At 71.4% G+C, this 14815-nt stretch carries 10 protein-coding genes; 7 read left to right on the forward strand and 3 right to left on the reverse strand.

Annotation, left to right across the window (positions count from 1 at the left end; genetic code table 11):
• Window positions 1-105 precede the first annotated feature (105 nt).
• The 5 genes from DO944_RS14510 to DO944_RS15735 all read left to right on the forward strand — a co-directional run bounded on the left by DO944_RS14510 (window position 106) and on the right by DO944_RS15735 (window position 10886).
• On the forward strand, window positions 106-6345 hold the full coding sequence (locus tag DO944_RS14510; protein WP_112617841.1) for an OmpL47-type beta-barrel domain-containing protein: 6240 nt from the start codon (window positions 106-108) through the stop codon (window positions 6343-6345).
• A 118-nt stretch (window positions 6346-6463) separates the two neighbouring features.
• On the forward strand, window positions 6464-7498 hold the full coding sequence (locus DO944_RS14515) for a hypothetical protein (protein WP_112617842.1): 1035 nt from the start codon (window positions 6464-6466) through the stop codon (window positions 7496-7498).
• A 21-nt stretch (window positions 7499-7519) separates the two neighbouring features.
• On the forward strand, window positions 7520-9232 hold the full coding sequence (locus tag DO944_RS14520; protein ID WP_112617843.1) for a LuxR C-terminal-related transcriptional regulator: 1713 nt from the start codon (window positions 7520-7522) through the stop codon (window positions 9230-9232).
• Window positions 9233-9411: 179 nt separating this feature from the next.
• Window positions 9412-9765 carry a PadR family transcriptional regulator gene (locus DO944_RS14525; RefSeq protein WP_112617844.1) on the forward strand — a complete coding sequence of 118 codons (354 nt, stop codon included), beginning with the start codon at window positions 9412-9414 and terminating at the stop codon, window positions 9763-9765.
• Entirely contained in the window at window positions 9762-10886 is a 1125-nt protein-coding gene (locus DO944_RS15735; RefSeq protein WP_181574267.1) for a hypothetical protein, read from the forward strand. Before DO944_RS14525 ends, DO944_RS15735 begins: the two co-directional genes overlap by 4 nt.
• A gap of 143 nt (window positions 10887-11029) precedes the next feature.
• Here the strand turns inward: DO944_RS15735 and DO944_RS14535 are convergent, their stop codons facing one another.
• Together DO944_RS14535 and DO944_RS14540 are read right to left on the reverse strand one after the other, a co-directional pair.
• On the reverse strand, window positions 11030-11485 hold the full coding sequence (locus tag DO944_RS14535; RefSeq protein WP_162815443.1) for a MarR family winged helix-turn-helix transcriptional regulator: 456 nt from the start codon (window positions 11483-11485) through the stop codon (window positions 11030-11032).
• A gap of 111 nt (window positions 11486-11596) precedes the next feature.
• Entirely contained in the window at window positions 11597-12352 is a 756-nt protein-coding gene (locus DO944_RS14540; protein ID WP_112617846.1) for an SDR family NAD(P)-dependent oxidoreductase, read from the reverse strand.
• A gap of 79 nt (window positions 12353-12431) precedes the next feature.
• On the opposite strand from DO944_RS14540, the gene DO944_RS14545 reads away from it, so the two are divergent.
• A complete protein-coding gene (locus DO944_RS14545; RefSeq protein ID WP_112617847.1) occupies window positions 12432-12698 on the forward strand; it encodes a hypothetical protein in 267 nt (88 codons plus the stop codon).
• A 31-nt stretch (window positions 12699-12729) separates the two neighbouring features.
• Here DO944_RS14545 and DO944_RS14550 read toward each other — a convergent pair whose 3' ends face one another.
• Window positions 12730-13107 carry a MerR family transcriptional regulator gene (locus DO944_RS14550; RefSeq protein WP_112617848.1) on the reverse strand — a complete coding sequence of 126 codons (378 nt, stop codon included), beginning with the start codon at window positions 13105-13107 and terminating at the stop codon, window positions 12730-12732.
• 155 nt (window positions 13108-13262) lie between these two features.
• On the opposite strand from DO944_RS14550, the gene DO944_RS14555 reads away from it, so the two are divergent.
• Window positions 13263-14792, forward strand: coding sequence for a SulP family inorganic anion transporter (locus DO944_RS14555; RefSeq protein ID WP_112617849.1), 1530 nt, complete (start codon window positions 13263-13265; stop codon window positions 14790-14792).
• The last annotated feature ends 23 nt before the right edge of the window (window positions 14793-14815 follow it).

Below are 14815 nucleotides of genomic sequence, written 5' to 3' on the forward strand. Positions count from 1 at the left end.
GAGCGAAAAGCCCGAAAAGGATTGCGGAGAATCTCGGGCCCTCGGTAGCGTGCCTGCCATGCACGCGTCGCTCATCGGTGAGCGGCGCCGAGAGGAACAGACACCGTGGACTGCACTCCGACGACCTCGCGTCGCATCGGGCGAACCGCGATCGCCACAGCGGCGGTCTCGGCCGTGCTCGCGGCGACCTTCGCGGTCGCCCCGGCGCACGCCGCCAACACCGACATCGGCTACCCGACCTTCACCGGGAGCCCCGACCCCGTACCCGACACCGGTGTGACCTATACGCCGGGCAACCAGCTGCTGCGCATCTTCGAGGGCGACGTCGCGGCCGGCGCCGGCAGCAGCCCCGACAACGACTTCTGGATGGACGAGATGCTCGCCCGAACCGGGACCGCGGGCAGCTTCGGCGACAACAACCAGTGGCTCTTCACCCGCGGCCGCGCCGCCTTCATGAAGGAGCACGACCCGTCCGTGCTCGGCTTCGGCGGGCAGCTGGCCTACTGGGAGTCGATCGACGGCCGCGGCGGCTACACGATCACCGCGCGGGTCGGCGGCGCCGACATCCCCCTGACCGAAGACACCGCGCAGCGGAAGCAGACCCCGAGTTACTGGCGCAGCGTGCACCGCAACGCCGCCGCCGGCATCGAGGTCGTGCAGACGAAGTTCATCACCGATGCGAACGTCCTCGTGACGAACCTCGACGTCCGCGCCACCGGAGGTGCCGTCGACATCGAGCTGGTCGTCTCGTCGCCGTACGCCACGACGGCCGAGGGCGACGAGCTCACCGGCCACGTCGCCGCGCTCAACGACCTGACCAAGCTCACGCCGCGCCTCTCGGGTGACGGCTTCGTCCCCGCGGGCGAGAAGCTGAGTCGGACGCTCAGCGTCGCGCCCGGGGGATCGGTCTCGACGAAGGTGCAGCTGGCGCTCGTCACCGACGAGATCGCCACCTCGCGCACCGACTACGACGCGCTGCGCGCACAGACGCCCGGTGAGGCGTACACGGCGCACGTCACCGCCTACAACCGGTGGTGGGCCGACAACGTGCCGTACCTCGACACCCCCGAAGACAACATCGACAAGACGCTCTACTACCGCTGGTGGCTGATGCGTTACAACTTCCTCGACGCCGACATGCCGGGCAACACCTACCAGTTCCCCACGGCAATGGAGGGCGTGCTCGGGTACAACAACTCGATCGTGCTCACCACGGGCATGTTCATCGACGACCTCAAGTACTTCCGCGACCCGATCTACTCGTACGGGCCGTGGGTGTCGGCGGGCGAGACGAGCAAGAGCTACAAGTTCGTCGACAATCCCGGCGACCCGGCCAACTGGTCGAACAGCTACACGCAGTACATCTCCGAGGCGGCCTGGCGTGCCTATGAGCTTCACGGCGGCCCGACCGCGATCGCGCAGAACCTCGCCGAGTACGCCGAGTACGACGTGAAGGGCCTCGTCGACGCCTACGACAACAACGGCAACGGGCTCATCGAGTACAACTGGGGCGCGATGACCGGAAACGACGCCGACGCGGTGTCGTTCCACTGGAAGGGCGGCTACCAGGACCGCGCCGAGAACGCCTACCTGTACTCGAACGCGCTCGCCGCAGCCGAGGCGTACCGTGTCGCCGGCGACACCGCCAAGGCCGATGAGATGGAGGCCTTCGCTCAGAACATCAAGACCCAGGTCATGGACGTGCTCTGGAACCCCGAGCGCAAGCTCCTCGAGCACGCGATGGCCAGCGACGGCGAGCACGTGCCCTGGAAGGAGATCAACAACTACTACCCGTTCACCGTCGGCCTCGTTCCGAAGCCCGGTGACAGCGACTACGACGACGACTACGTCGAGGCGCTGCGGCTCTTCGCCGACGACGAGCAGTACCCGATCTTCCCCTTCTACACCGCGAACCAGGCCGACCAGGCCGCTTACGCGGCGACCGGCGGTCAGGGCAGCAACAACTTCTCGGTCATCAACTCGACCGTGATGTTCCGGATGCTGAGCACCGTGCTGCGCGAGTACCCCACCGACGCGATCGACGCCGAGTGGTACAAGAAGCTCCTGTACTGGAACGCCTGGGCGCACTACCAGAACGGCGGCGACAACCGCCTGCCCGACCAGAACGAGTTCTGGGCCAACGGATCGGCCGATCCGCAGACGATCGACTACCGCTCGTGGATCCACCACACGATCCTCGGGGCGACGAACTTCACGATGATCGAGGACGCGATGGGCGTGCGCACCCGCAGCGACGCCAAGATCGAGCTCGACCCGATCGCGATCGGCTGGGACCACTTCACGGCCAACAACATCCGCTACCGAGACCGCGACCTCACCGTGACGTGGGATCAGCCGGGCGGCGAGCGGCACTACGGCGACAGCGTGCCCGAGGGGTACTCGGTGTTCCTCGACGGCGAGCTGGCCTTCACGGTCGACGACCTCGCCCACGTCGTCTACGACCCCGCCACCGGCTCGGTCGAGATCGTCGACGGCGATGCATCGGTCGTGACGGCGACCTCCTCCGCCGTGCAGACGCCGCAGGAGGTGCGCTTCGCCGACGACGCGCGCGTGGTCGACCTCTTCGCCAAGGCCGGCGCCGACATCCAGACCGCCAGCACGGGCAGTCCCAACCTGGCGGCATCCGCGTCGGCGACGTTCTCGGCACCGGGTCGCGAACCCGCCGGCGCGGTCAACGGCACCACGATCAACGAGCCCTTCTGGGGCACGGCGGGCTCTCCGAACCCGATCGACGCCCTGACGGTCGAGCTCGACGGTGAGCAGACGTTCGACGACGCCCGCGTGTACTTCTACGACAGCTCGTCGTCGGCCACCGTGCCCGGATACGCTGAGCCCTCGGTGTACACCCTCGAGGTGCGGCGGAACGGCGAGTGGACGATGATCCCGTCGCAGGCGCGGACGCCCGCGTACCCGCGAGCCAACTACAACCGCATCCAGTTCCCCGAGGTCACCGGCGACGCGGTGCGACTGACCGTCGCCCACGCCGCCGGCGCGAAGACCGGCGTGAAGGAGCTGCAGGTCTTCCGCACGGGTCTTCCGGCGCCCGAGTCGACGAACCAGGCGCCCCTCGTGACGGCCTGGGAGAATCGGCAGGCTTCGGCGGGCGGGGCTGCGGCCCTGATCGGAACCGTCAAGGACGACGGCCTGCCCGGCGGTGACCTCACCGCGCAGTGGACCGTCGAGAGCGCGCCGGAGGGAGCCACCGTGCTCTTCGACGACGCGACCGCCGCCACCACGACGGCCCGGTTCTCGACCGAGGGTGCGTACGTGCTGCGCCTGACCGCGTCCGACGGCGAGAAGACGTCCTTCGCCGACGTCGCCGTGCAGGGAGCGCCCGCCGGCGCCGGCGTGAACATCGCACCCGCCGCGGTGCCCACCGCCGAGTACACCGCGTCGTGGAACAACGTGCGCGCTGTCAATGACGGCAAGGTGCTCTTCACCGGCGGGGCCCAGAGCGACATCTGGGGAACCTGGTCGGGCAACCACCCCGCCACGCGCTGGCTGCAGTACGAATGGTCGACGCCGCAGCGCATCGCGGGAGCGGAGATCAGCTTCTGGCGCGACCAGGCGGATGCCGGTTCGACGAGCGGCGTCAACGTCCCCCGGGCCTGGAAGGCGCAGTACTGGACCGGGTCGGCGTGGGCCGACGTCACCGGAACCTCGGAGTACGGGATCGCCCGGGACGCCTCGAACGCCGTCACCTTCGACGCCGTGACCACGACGCGCCTGCGGGTCGTGCTCGAGGCAGCGGGCACGGGCTCGGCGCGAGCAGCGGTCGCCGTCAGCGAGCTGGCCGTCTTCGCCGACGCGCCGGTGGCCATCGAGCCGATCGACATCCGCACGACGGTGGGCACGCTGCCGCAGCTTCCCGAGACGGTGAGCGCGACCTTCGGCGACGGCAGCGCGGCAGACCTCTCCGTCGCGTGGCCCGCCGTCACCGACGCGCAGGTCGCCGGCGAAGGCAGCTTCGCGCTGTCGGGCATCGTCCCGGGTTCGCCCGTCGCGGCGAAGGCGACGGTGTGGGTACGAGCCACCCCGCCCGGGCAGATCAACCTGGTCGACCCGGTGGCCGTGCGGACGCTGCCGGGGGTCGCTCCGGCCCTCCCGGCGACAGTGGGCGTGCTCTACAACGACGGATCGCGCGAAGACCTGCCGGTCACGTGGGACGCGGTGGACGCGGCGTCGTATGCCGAGCCCGGTCAGTTCACCGTCGGCGGCACGGTGCAGACCGACCTGCCCGGCACCACGGCAGCTTCGGCGGCGGTGACCGTGGGCGAAGGCGCCGCCGACACGACGGCGCCGAGCGTCACCTTCGAGGTCGCACCCGCTGCGCCCGCATCGGGGTGGCACCGGGAGGACGTCACCGTCACCGTCGGGGCGACCGACGACCGCGACTCGGCGCCGCGCATCGAGGTGCGCGTCGACGAGGGCGCGTGGGCGACCTACACCGAGCCCGTGACGGTCTCGGCGGAGGGCGACCACACGGTGCAGGCGCGGGCGACGGATGCGGCGGGCAACACCTCCGAGGACGCATCCCAGCCCGTGCGCATCGATACGACCGCTCCCGCCCTCGAGGCGGTCGCCGACGCCGTGTCGCGCACCGTGAAGGCGAGTGCGACCGATGCCGGCTCGGGCGTCGCCTCGATCGAGTACCGCCTCGGCGACGAGGAGGACTGGGCGCCGCTGACCCGCAGTCTGCTGGTCGGTCTCGACGAGACGCGCGTCGAGCTGCGGGCGACGGATGCCGCGGGCAACATCTCGGAGACGATCGAGCGTTTCGTGCCCGAGGCCGACGGCACCCAGCGGCGCAACCTGGCGCTGCTGGCTACGCCCTCGGCATCCGGAACGGCGGCGTGGAACACGGTCGCCGGGCTGAACGACGACGTGCAGCCGACGTCGTCGGGCGATGTCACCCCGAGCGACAACGCGAATGTCTGGGGTGTCTGGCCGCAGGTGGGACCGCAGTGGGTGCAGTACGACTGGTCCGAGGAGGTGCGGGTCGGCTCGGTCGGGGTGTACTTCGTCTCGAACCTCGACGCGCAGGGACTCGGCATCGAGGTGCCCGAGGACTGGCAAGCGGAGTACTGGGATGCCGAGACCGAGGCCTGGGTACCCGTGACGGCCACCGGCGCGTACGGCACGGCGACCGACGCCTTCAACACCGTCGAGTTCGACCCCGTCACCACGACGCGCCTGCGGCTGAACCTCACCCCGGTCGGAACCGAGCAGGGCAAGGGCAGCGTCGGCATCAAGGAGTGGCAGGTGTGGGAGCAGCCCGAGACGGTCGTCCCCGACACGCAGGCTCCGGTCGTGACCGCGGCCGTCGCTCCGGCGGCACCGGCCAGCGGCTGGTACGTCGCGTCGCCGAGCGTGTCGGCGACCGCCATCGACGACCGCGATGCGGCCCCGGTGATCGAGGTGCGGGTCGGCGACGGCGACTGGGGTGCGTACACGGCTCCCGTGGTCGTGGACGCGGACGGTGCGACGACGGTGCGGTTCCGCGCGACGGATGCCGCCGGCAATGCGTCAGACGAGGTCGCCGTCGAAGTGCGGCGCGACGCCGCCTTGCCGGAGGCGAGCACCGGGTGGGACGATCGTGCCCGCACCATCGCCCCGAGCGGCACCGACGCCCATTCCGGTATCGCGCTCGTCGAGTACCGCCTCGGCGACGGGACGTGGACGGCGGCGAGCGGCGCTGTCGCCGTCGGCGACTCCGCCACGACGGTGCGGGTGCGCGCGACCGACGTCGCCGGCAACGTCTCGGACGTCGTGACGGCCGAAATCCCGGCCAAGGCGGTCGATCCGGGCGCCGGCGGCCCGGGCACGGGCGAGCCGGGTACCGGTGGGCCGGGCGCGGGCGGCCCCGGCGCCGGCGGACCGGGCTCGGAGCCCAGCGGTTCGCTGACCGGCGCCGAGGTGCTGCGCGTCGGGGTGAGCCAGGTCGCGCCGGGCGGTCAGCTGCCGGTGAGCGTCTCGGGTGCGGCGCCGGGGACCGTGTTCGCGGTCGAGTTCCGGTCGACCCCGGTACGACTGGGCACCCTCACGGTGGGTGCCGACGGAACCGCATCCGGAGTGTTCACGGTGCCGGCTTACGCCGAGGCCGGAACCCACACCGTCGCGCTCGTCGTTCCCGATGGCGAACTGACGGCGCAGGTGACGGTCGTCACTCCCGGCGCGACCTCGTCGGCGAACCCGCCGCTCGCGTCGACGGGACAGGATGCCGGCGGACTCGCGAGCTTCGCCGGAGCCGGCGCTCTGGTGCTGCTGCTCGGACTGGCGCTCGCGGTCGCCGGCGTCCGTCGCCACCGCCGAGGACTCGCCTGACGGTCTGACCAGCGCGCCGCGCGACACGAGCGAAGGGCCGGGGAGTGGCGTCCCCGGCCCTTCGCCCGTTCGCCCGCCGGGGTGGGCATGGCGGCATCCCGCCTGCCAACATGGCGGGATGAACCCCACGGATGATCTGCCCCAGCTCGGTTCCTCGCCGGTCGACCCCGCGGCGCTCGCCGAGGCGGGAGTCGCGCTCGAGCAGCTGCTGTCATCGCTCGGCCTGCAGCTCGACCCGTATACCGACACCGCCGATGTGCCCGCCGACGGCTGGCGGGTGCTGCGGCAGGCAGACGGCGCCGCCTTCGTCGGGGCGCCCGACCCCGCGCGCGAGGGGATGTGGTTCGCCGGGCAGGGATATCCCGCGACGCCGGAGCGCGGGCTGCATCTGCACGACGAACCGATTCCCCTGCGGCCGAGCCCGGCCGAGCGGCGCGCGGGGCTCGTCATGCGGTGGCCGAGCATCGTCGCCGCCGACGAGACGGCGACCGACTTCGCCGTCGACATCGTCAACACGGGCACGGAGCGGTGGATGCCGACCGGCGACGACTTCCAGACGATGGGCGCCTTCACCCGCGCACGCGACGAGAGCTACAGCTTCGGCTACATGTTGTCCGGCACCCCGGCCGCCGTGCCCCTCGAGCCCGGCGACTACGCGCGGGTCGCGGTGGGCTTGTCGAGGGACATCTGGCACGAGCTCGAGCCGGGGACGGTCTGGCTGCACGCGCACTCCCCGGGGCTCGGGCTGAATTCCGGCCCCCTCGAAGTCGAGCTCACTCGCGAACGGATCGAGCTCGGGCGGGCCCGCACACCGCGGCGCGACTCCCGGCGAGGGCGCGCGGCGACGCGCCGCATGCTGACCGAGCGCATCGCCGCTGCCCGGGCGGCGCGGGCGGCGCGCCCCTCGCTCGTGGCGATCGCCGAGGTCGTCGCCGATGCCGAATCGGACGCCGAGATCGTCGAACGGCTGGCCGCTCTGCTCGGGTGTCCCGCCGACGACGCGTCGCGCATCTACCACTCGCCCCTCAGCCACCTCGGGCCCAACGAGCACGGGCGGATGGCCGCCGCGATCGCGCAGCACGAAGCGACCCTCGCCGAGCTCGATCGCCCGGTGCCCTCCGGTGAAGGAAGCCCGCCGCACCTGGCAGACTGAACGCCGACAGAAGGGCGGCGGATGCCACGACACCCGCTTCTCGACGAGGCCCGCTCCGCGTGGCGACGCCGGGAGACCGAGACCGCGGTCCGCGCCGCACTCACCGCACATGCCGCCGGGGACCCCGACGGCCTGACGTTGGCCTGCTCGATCGGGATGCGCGGCTACCGCGCCGACCTGCTCGCCGCCCACCGGGACGACGTGGCCGCCCTGCCCGACGGAGTGCTGCGCGAGGGCGTGCTCGCGCTGCTGCAGATCGGCGACGGCGACCTCGACAGCGCGGTGGCCCGCATCGTCGCGCTCGCCGAGGTGCCGCTCGCGTCGGTGCCGGCGCCCGTCCCCGCCGATCCGCTCGAGGCCGAGGGGATGCTGCTGCCGCTGCTGCTGTCCTACGTCGCGACCGGCTGCGTCGCATCGGCGTCGTGGGTGCCCGCGCGGCGGTGCATCGACGCTGCCCGGGCGGTCATGGCCGCGGCATCCGCTGTCGAGGGCCGGGTCGCGGCCCCGGAACACGTGGCCTTCGACCTGCTCGGTCTCGACGCGATGGTCGAGCAGCACACCGTAGCGGGGGATGCCGCGCGGCGCGCCCTCACCGACACCCTGGCGCCGCTGCGCATGCGCAACAGCCTGTCGCCCGCGCATGCGCTCGCCCTCGTGAGCCTCGGCAGCGTCGAGCACCTGTCGGGCCGGCTGGGGGAGGCCGCGCTCAACCTCGCGCGCGGGGCGCGACTCGCACCCGCCTGGCGGCCCGGGGTGCGCCTGCACGCCGAGGTCGAGCTCGCGTTCGTGCGCGTCCGTCAGGGGCGGTGGCGTGAGGCGGCCGAGGCCGTGCGCGCGACGGCTCCGCCGACCGGGTCGATCGAGCACGACTGGCTCGAGCCCCAGGCGCTCGCGGTGCACGGGCTCTTCCTCGCCCTCCGCGGCGACATGGACGCGAGCCGGCCCGTTCTCGATCGAGCCGCTCTGCTGTGCCGCGACACTCCGTCGTTCCTCGCGCAGCTGGTGATCACGCACGCCCGCATCATGATGGCGATCTCGCTCAGCGACTGGCCGGCGCTACGGCGGGCGCTCGAGGATGCCGCCGAGCCCGGGTACCGGCATCCGTACCGTGTCGATGAATGGCGGATGCTGAACCTGCTCGCCTCGTGGCACCTCGGTCGGGTCGACGAGGTGCGGCGCGGTGTGGCCCTCTGGACGGCGCAGCCCGGAGCCGACCAGAGCGCGTACGCCTGGGCCTTCGTGTCGATCCTGGCCGAACACGACGAACGGTACGCCGAGGCGACGAACGCGGTCGACCGGGCCCTCGCGCTGCTGACCCTCGACCACGACCCGCTCGGGCGGGCCTGGGTGCGCGTCGTCGCCGGCATCCACTACAGCCTCTTCGGTGCGCACGGCCGGCCGGATCCGCGGCGCGCGCTCGTCGTCTACGAAGACGCCAGTGCCGAGCTGCAGGAGCTCGGCGCGGGCGGGCTGGCGCGGCGGTACGACGAGGCGGTCGCCGCGACGACGACGGAGATGCAGCGCGGATCGCGCGGCGGCGACCCGACGGCGCGACTGACCGAGCAGCAGCGGAAGGTCGCCGACGCCGTCGGACAGGGCTACACGAGCGGCGAGATCGCGGGCCTGCTGCACCTCTCGAAGCGGACCGTCGACTACCACGTCGCCAACATCATGCGACGCCTGGGGGTGTCGAGCCGCCGCGAGATCGCCCGCGTGCTCGGCGGGCGGCGCTGAGCTCTGGTCGGCGCGCGGGTGCGCGGATGCGCGGGTGCGCGGATGCAAGGGATCGTGTGCGACGCGCCGGGGATGCGGCATCCGGGTCGGGGTGTCGGATCGGATGCCTTGCATCGCGGCGCGGGCGGCTGGCTGACACGCAGGGCCTATCTCTAGGTATATAGAGATAGCATGCGGTCATGCAGCCGCTCACACGCATCACCCCGGCGACCGTCGATGTGCTCGAGGCCCTGGTCAGCGAGTCCGAACCGGTGTGGGGGCTGCGCATCGTCAACCGCACCGGCCGGCCCGCGGGCAGCGTGTACCCGATCCTCGAGCGCCTCGAGTCGATGGAGTGGGTGACCTCCGAGTGGGAGGTCGACCCGAACCGCAGCGGACCCCGGCGGCGGCTCTACCGCCTGACGCCTGACGGCCTCGTCGCAGCCCGCGCCGCAGTCGACGCTCACGAGGTGCGGATGCAGCGTCGCCGCGCGCGTCGGCAGGAGCCCGAGCCCGGGCATGGCCGGGGCGACGCGAGGGGAGTGATCGCGTGAACCTCGACCTCGTTCTCCGGGTGGTGAGTCGGACGATGCCGGCCGCGTCGCGGGCACGTCATCTCGAGCAGTGGCGGGCGGATGTCGCGGGGGCCCACGAAGCCGGGGTGCGCCGGGGCGACGTGGTGCGCGGCGCGATCGCGGTCGCCCTCACCGCGGATCGTGACTCCCCGGTGCTGACCGGCGAGCCCCGAGGCGCGGCTTCGCGCAGGCTGAGCCGGCGGGGTGTCACGCTGCTCGCCGCGATCGGTGCGACGTCAGCCGCGCTGTGGCTGACCGGGGATCTCAACTCACCGGCAGTCCCCATACCGACTGTGGTCGAGATCGCGCTCGCCGGCTGCCGTTCCGCGCTCAGCGTGCTCCTGTTCGGGGGAGTGCTGCTCGCCATCGCCCTCTTCATCGGCGCGGCCGCGCTGTCGCGGTCGGCGGTCGTGAGGGTCGCGTTCGCCGTCACCGCGCTCGGGATCCCCGTGCTCGCGTTCGCCGCAGTGCGCCCTGTGGCCGCGGGGGTGAGCGCGGCGGGCGTCGGCCTCACCGTCGGCGGTGCCGCGATCGGGCTGGCCGGTGCCTGGCGATCGATGCCGCTCGTCCTGCAGGACCGGTCCGCATCGCTCACCCGGCGGCGGCCGGTCGCGATCGCGGGGCTCGTGTCGATCACGGTGTTGCTCGTGCTCGGCGTGCTCGATCTGCTGGTGTGGAACCCGCTCGCCAAGGTGCCCGGCTACGAGCTGAGCGCCATTTACGCCGAGATGGTCGCGGCCGACGGTTTCGACCCGGCTCTCGCTGCACAGTCCGTGGCCGTGTGGGGCGGGGTGTGGCTGGTGGCGGCAGCCGGTGTGACAGTCGTCGCGCTGATGAGGCGAGGGGCGTGGCTGACGCCCCGCCGACTCGGCATCCTGTACCTCTCGATCATCGGGGCCGCGCTGTTCCTGCGACTGTTCGCCGGATTCTCGATCGGGATGTCGATCGCCGACACCTTCGCCACCTCGGGCGGTGACGTCTCGGCGCTGTCGCAGGTCTTCCACCTGATCGGGCCGCTCAGTTTCGCCGCGGCGCTTCTCCTCTTCGGCTGGGCCCCGGCCGGGCGTCGGACGACGGGCGTGCCGGTCGCCGCGACCTGAGCCTGGGCGTTCCGGTGCGCGGTTGCAAGGGATCGTGGGCGACTCGCCGGGGCAGCGGCATCCGCACCGGGGTGTCGGATCGGATGCCTTGCATCGCGGCACGCGGCGGCACGCGGCGGCACGCGGCCGACGCGCGCGGGGCGTCAGGCGGCTTCGGCGGCGATCCGCATGCGCGAGAGGAAGTCGACGAGCACCGCGGCGGAGCCGGCGGGCATGTCGGCGATGACGTCCTCGACGCGGTGCTGCACGTCCGTACCCGACTGGCGCAGGCTCTCGACCGGGCGGTCACCGAGCGTCACGAAGACCTTGCGGCGGTCGGAGGGATGCGGCTGCCGCCGCAGATACCCGGAACGCTCGAGGCGATCGAGCATCGCGGTCGTGCTCGCGGACGAGATCCCGAGCTCCTGGGTGATGTTCGACGGGGTCAGCGCGATGTCGCGGTCCTGCGCCTCGATGAGCTTCTCGAGCGCGATCAGGTCGTTCTCGCACACGAGCATCGAGTCGCGCAGGCGCAGCCGGATGGCGCCCTCCGCGGCCTCATACGCCCACAGAGCGTCGAGGACTGCCGATGCCGACGATGTCTCACCCTGCACTGCCATGACGACTCCCCGTGTTGATCGACCTAGCGGCTCAGTCTGTCCGAGCATCCGGCCGAAGGGGAGCCCTTCCCGTGGGAGCGCTCACCTGGTATGGGCGAAGGAAGGTGAGCCTCAGTGGACCGAGAAGCCGCCGTCCACGGCGATCGACTGGCCGGTCACATAGGCCGAGCCCGGGCCGGCGAGGAAGATCGCCGCGGCGGCGAAGTCGTCCGGCACGCCGTTGCGCCCGACGAAGGTGCGAGCGGCCAGCGCGTCGACGACGTCGGGGTTGCTCGCGAGGCGCTCGTTGAGGCGAGTGAGGACGAAGCCCGGGACCAGCACGTTCGAGGTCACCCCGGATGCCGACCACGCCTCCGCCTGCGAGCGGGCGAGGCCCTCGAGGGCGGCCTTCGACGCGCCGTAGGCACCGCTCGATGCGAACGCGCGGCTCGCCTGCTGCGAGCTGATGGAGATGATGCGGCCGTACCCCCGCTCGATCATCCCGGGGGCGAATCGCTGGCCCAGGATGAAGGGCGCGTCGAGGTTGACCGCCATCGTGGCATCCCAGGCGGGCTCGTCGAGTTCGAGGAGGGGAGGGCGGATGTTGATGCCCGCCGAGTTCACGAGGATGTCGATGTCGCCGGCCTGATCGGCGAGCTCGTGGCAGCCCGCACGGGAAGACAGGTCTGCGACGATCCCCGACGCGAGCCCGCCCTCGGAGCGGATCTGATCGACGGTCTCGTCGATCAGGTCACGACCGCGGGCCGCGACAGTGACCTCTGCCCCCGCGGCGGCCAGCGCCTCGGCGATTCCCCGGCCGATGCCGGAGCTCCCGCCGGTCACGAGGGCGCGTCGGTCGGAGAGTCCGAAGAGGCTGTGCAGATCCATGCGTCCAGCGTACGGAGCGAAGCTGTGTTCGGATCATGCCCCTGGTCAGTATCGAATAAGTGTTCTATCCTCTGTTGTCATGACCGACACGACGAGCGCTCACGACGTCACCCTCTGGCTCGTTAACGACGTCCCGGCGCGGATGTTCTACGCGGGCAGGCGATGGAGCGTGAGCGACATCCCGACCCGCCTCCGCGACTCGGTCTGGTCTCTCGCCGCCGACGACGATCGGCGACGGGGGCTCTACGGAGGGCGCTTCCAGGCGACCGACCCCGACGGCGAGACGTTCGTGTTCGACGTCTACTGCGGCGAGGGCGGTTGGCACGTGCACCGGGCCTACGCCTGAGCTCCGGGGCCGCTCCGCCGCCTCGCGTCGATCAGATGTCGCTGAGCTGCTCGAGGAACTCGTCGGCCATCGCGACCTGCCGGGTGAGCTTCTCGCGCCGCTCGGTCGCGCCCGCCCGGATCGTCTCGAGGCGGGCCCGCAGCTCCTCGTCGGCGGGGGTGGCGGCGAGGGCGTCCACGACATCGAGCAACTCGCGCATCTCGTCGAGGCTGTAGCCGAGCGGCTTCATGCGGCGGATGAGCAGGATGCGGGCCACGTCGTCTTCCGTGTACAGCCGGAAACCGCCGTCGGTGCGCGCGGACGGCGTGACGAGGCCGATCTCGTCGTAGTGACGAAGCGTGCGGAACGACAGCTCGGTGCGCTCGGTCACCTCTCCGATGCGCATGGTGACCTCATCGCGATTCGACATCAAACCTCACGTTACGTTAGATTCTCGTCGGCGCTGTTCTGCGCCGCCCCCTCATTCTTCCCGCGTCGGACAGCCGGCGCTGCGCGGGCTGCGCGATCACCCCGCCCGCGCGATCACCCCGCCCGCGTCGTCGGGCGCCGACCGAAAGGCACCGAGTGACCGCCGTCACCCCCGCCCGCGACAGCGCCGCGCGCTATCGCATCGAACCGACCGTCGTGCAGGCTCTGCGCAGCCCTCGGCTGCTGACCCGCGAGGTGCTGGCTGGGCTCGTCGTCGCCCTCGCGCTCATCCCCGAGGCGATCGCGTTCTCGATCATCGCCGGAGTGGACCCCCGGGTCGGGCTCTTCTCATCGTTCATCATGGCGGTCGCGATCGCCTTCCTCGGTGGCCGCCCGGCCATGATCACGGCTGCGACGGGGGCGATCGCGCTCGTCATCGCGCCCGTCGTGCGCGAGTACGGCATGGACTACTTCATTGCCACCGTGCTTCTCGGGGGCGTGATCCAGATCGTGCTGGCGGTGCTCGGCGTCGCGAAGCTCATGCGGTTCATCCCGCGGTCGGTGATGGTGGGCTTCGTCAACGCGCTCGCGATCCTCATCTTCCTCGCGCAGATGCCGCAGCTCTTCGGTGACGGCATCCCGTGGCTCGTCTGGCCGCTCGTCGCCGCGGGGCTCATCATCCTCGTCGCGCTGCCGCGGCTGACGAAGGTGATCCCGGCCCCGCTCGTCACGATCGTGCTGCTCACGGCGGCGGTCGTGGCGTTCGGCTGGCAGGTGCCGACGGTCGGCGATCAGGGCGAGCTGCCCTCGAGCCTGCCCGAACTGTTCGTGCCCGACGTGCCGCTCACCCTCGAGACACTGCGCATCATCGCGCCGTACGCGCTCGCGATGGCGGTCGTGGGCCTGCTCGAATCGCTCATGACCGCCAAGCTCGTCGACGACATCACCGACACCCACTCGCGCAAGACGCGCGAGGCTCTCGGCCAGGGCGCCGCCAACATCCTGTCGGGCGCGTTCGGCGGCATGGGCGGGTGCGCCATGATCGGGCAGACCATGATCAACGTGAAGGCTTCGGGGGCGCGCACGCGCATCTCGACGTTCCTCGCCGGGGTCTTCCTGCTGATCCTCGTGCTCGCGCTCGGCGACATCGTCGCGATCATTCCGATGGCGGCACTCGTGGCCGTCATGATCATGGTCACCGTGGCGACCTTCGACTGGCACAGCATCCGTCCGGCGACCCTCCGGCGGATGCCGAAGAGCGAGACGGCCGTCATGCTCATCACCGTCGTGGCGACGGTGTGGACCCACAACCTCGCGATCGGCGTCATCCTCGGAGTCATCGCCGCGATGGTGATGTTCGCTCGTCGCGTCGCCCATTTCGTCACCGTCACACGAACCCTCGACGCCATCGGTGACGAGCCGGTCGCCCGGTACGAGGTCGACGGCGAGCTCTTCTTCGCGTCGAGCAACGACCTCACCACACAGTTCGCGTACGCCGACGATCCCGCCCGCGTCGTCATCGACATGACCCGCTCGCACGTCTGGGACGCCTCGACGGTGGCCGCGCTCGACGCCGTCGTGAACAAGTACGAGCGGCACGGCAAGACCGTCGCGATCGAGGGACTCAACGCGACGGCATCCGCTCTGCACGGCCGCCTGAGCGGCAACGTCGTCGGCGGGCACTGACCCACGGCCGCGCGGTTGCGGGC

The organism is Microbacterium sp. SMR1 (genome assembly GCF_003289625.1).
GTDB lineage: Bacteria > Actinomycetota > Actinomycetes > Actinomycetales > Microbacteriaceae > Microbacterium > Microbacterium plantarum.

What these genes read in the sequence shown, in the direction of transcription:
- DO944_RS14515 (WP_112617842.1), top strand. Translation starts at nt 6,464, where the DNA reads ATGAACCCCACGGATGATCTGCCCCAGCTCGGTTCCTCGCCGGTCGAC.
- DO944_RS14520 (WP_112617843.1), top strand. Translation starts at nt 7,520, where the DNA reads ATGCCACGACACCCGCTTCTCGACGAGGCCCGCTCCGCGTGGCGACGC.
- DO944_RS14525 (WP_112617844.1), top strand. Translation starts at nt 9,412, where the DNA reads ATGCAGCCGCTCACACGCATCACCCCGGCGACCGTCGATGTGCTCGAG.
- DO944_RS14535 (WP_162815443.1), bottom strand. Translation starts at nt 11,485, where the DNA reads ATGGCAGTGCAGGGTGAGACATCGTCGGCATCGGCAGTCCTCGACGCT.
- DO944_RS14540 (WP_112617846.1), bottom strand. Translation starts at nt 12,352, where the DNA reads ATGGATCTGCACAGCCTCTTCGGACTCTCCGACCGACGCGCCCTCGTG.
- DO944_RS14545 (WP_112617847.1), top strand. Translation starts at nt 12,432, where the DNA reads ATGACCGACACGACGAGCGCTCACGACGTCACCCTCTGGCTCGTTAAC.
- DO944_RS14550 (WP_112617848.1), bottom strand. Translation starts at nt 13,107, where the DNA reads ATGTCGAATCGCGATGAGGTCACCATGCGCATCGGAGAGGTGACCGAG.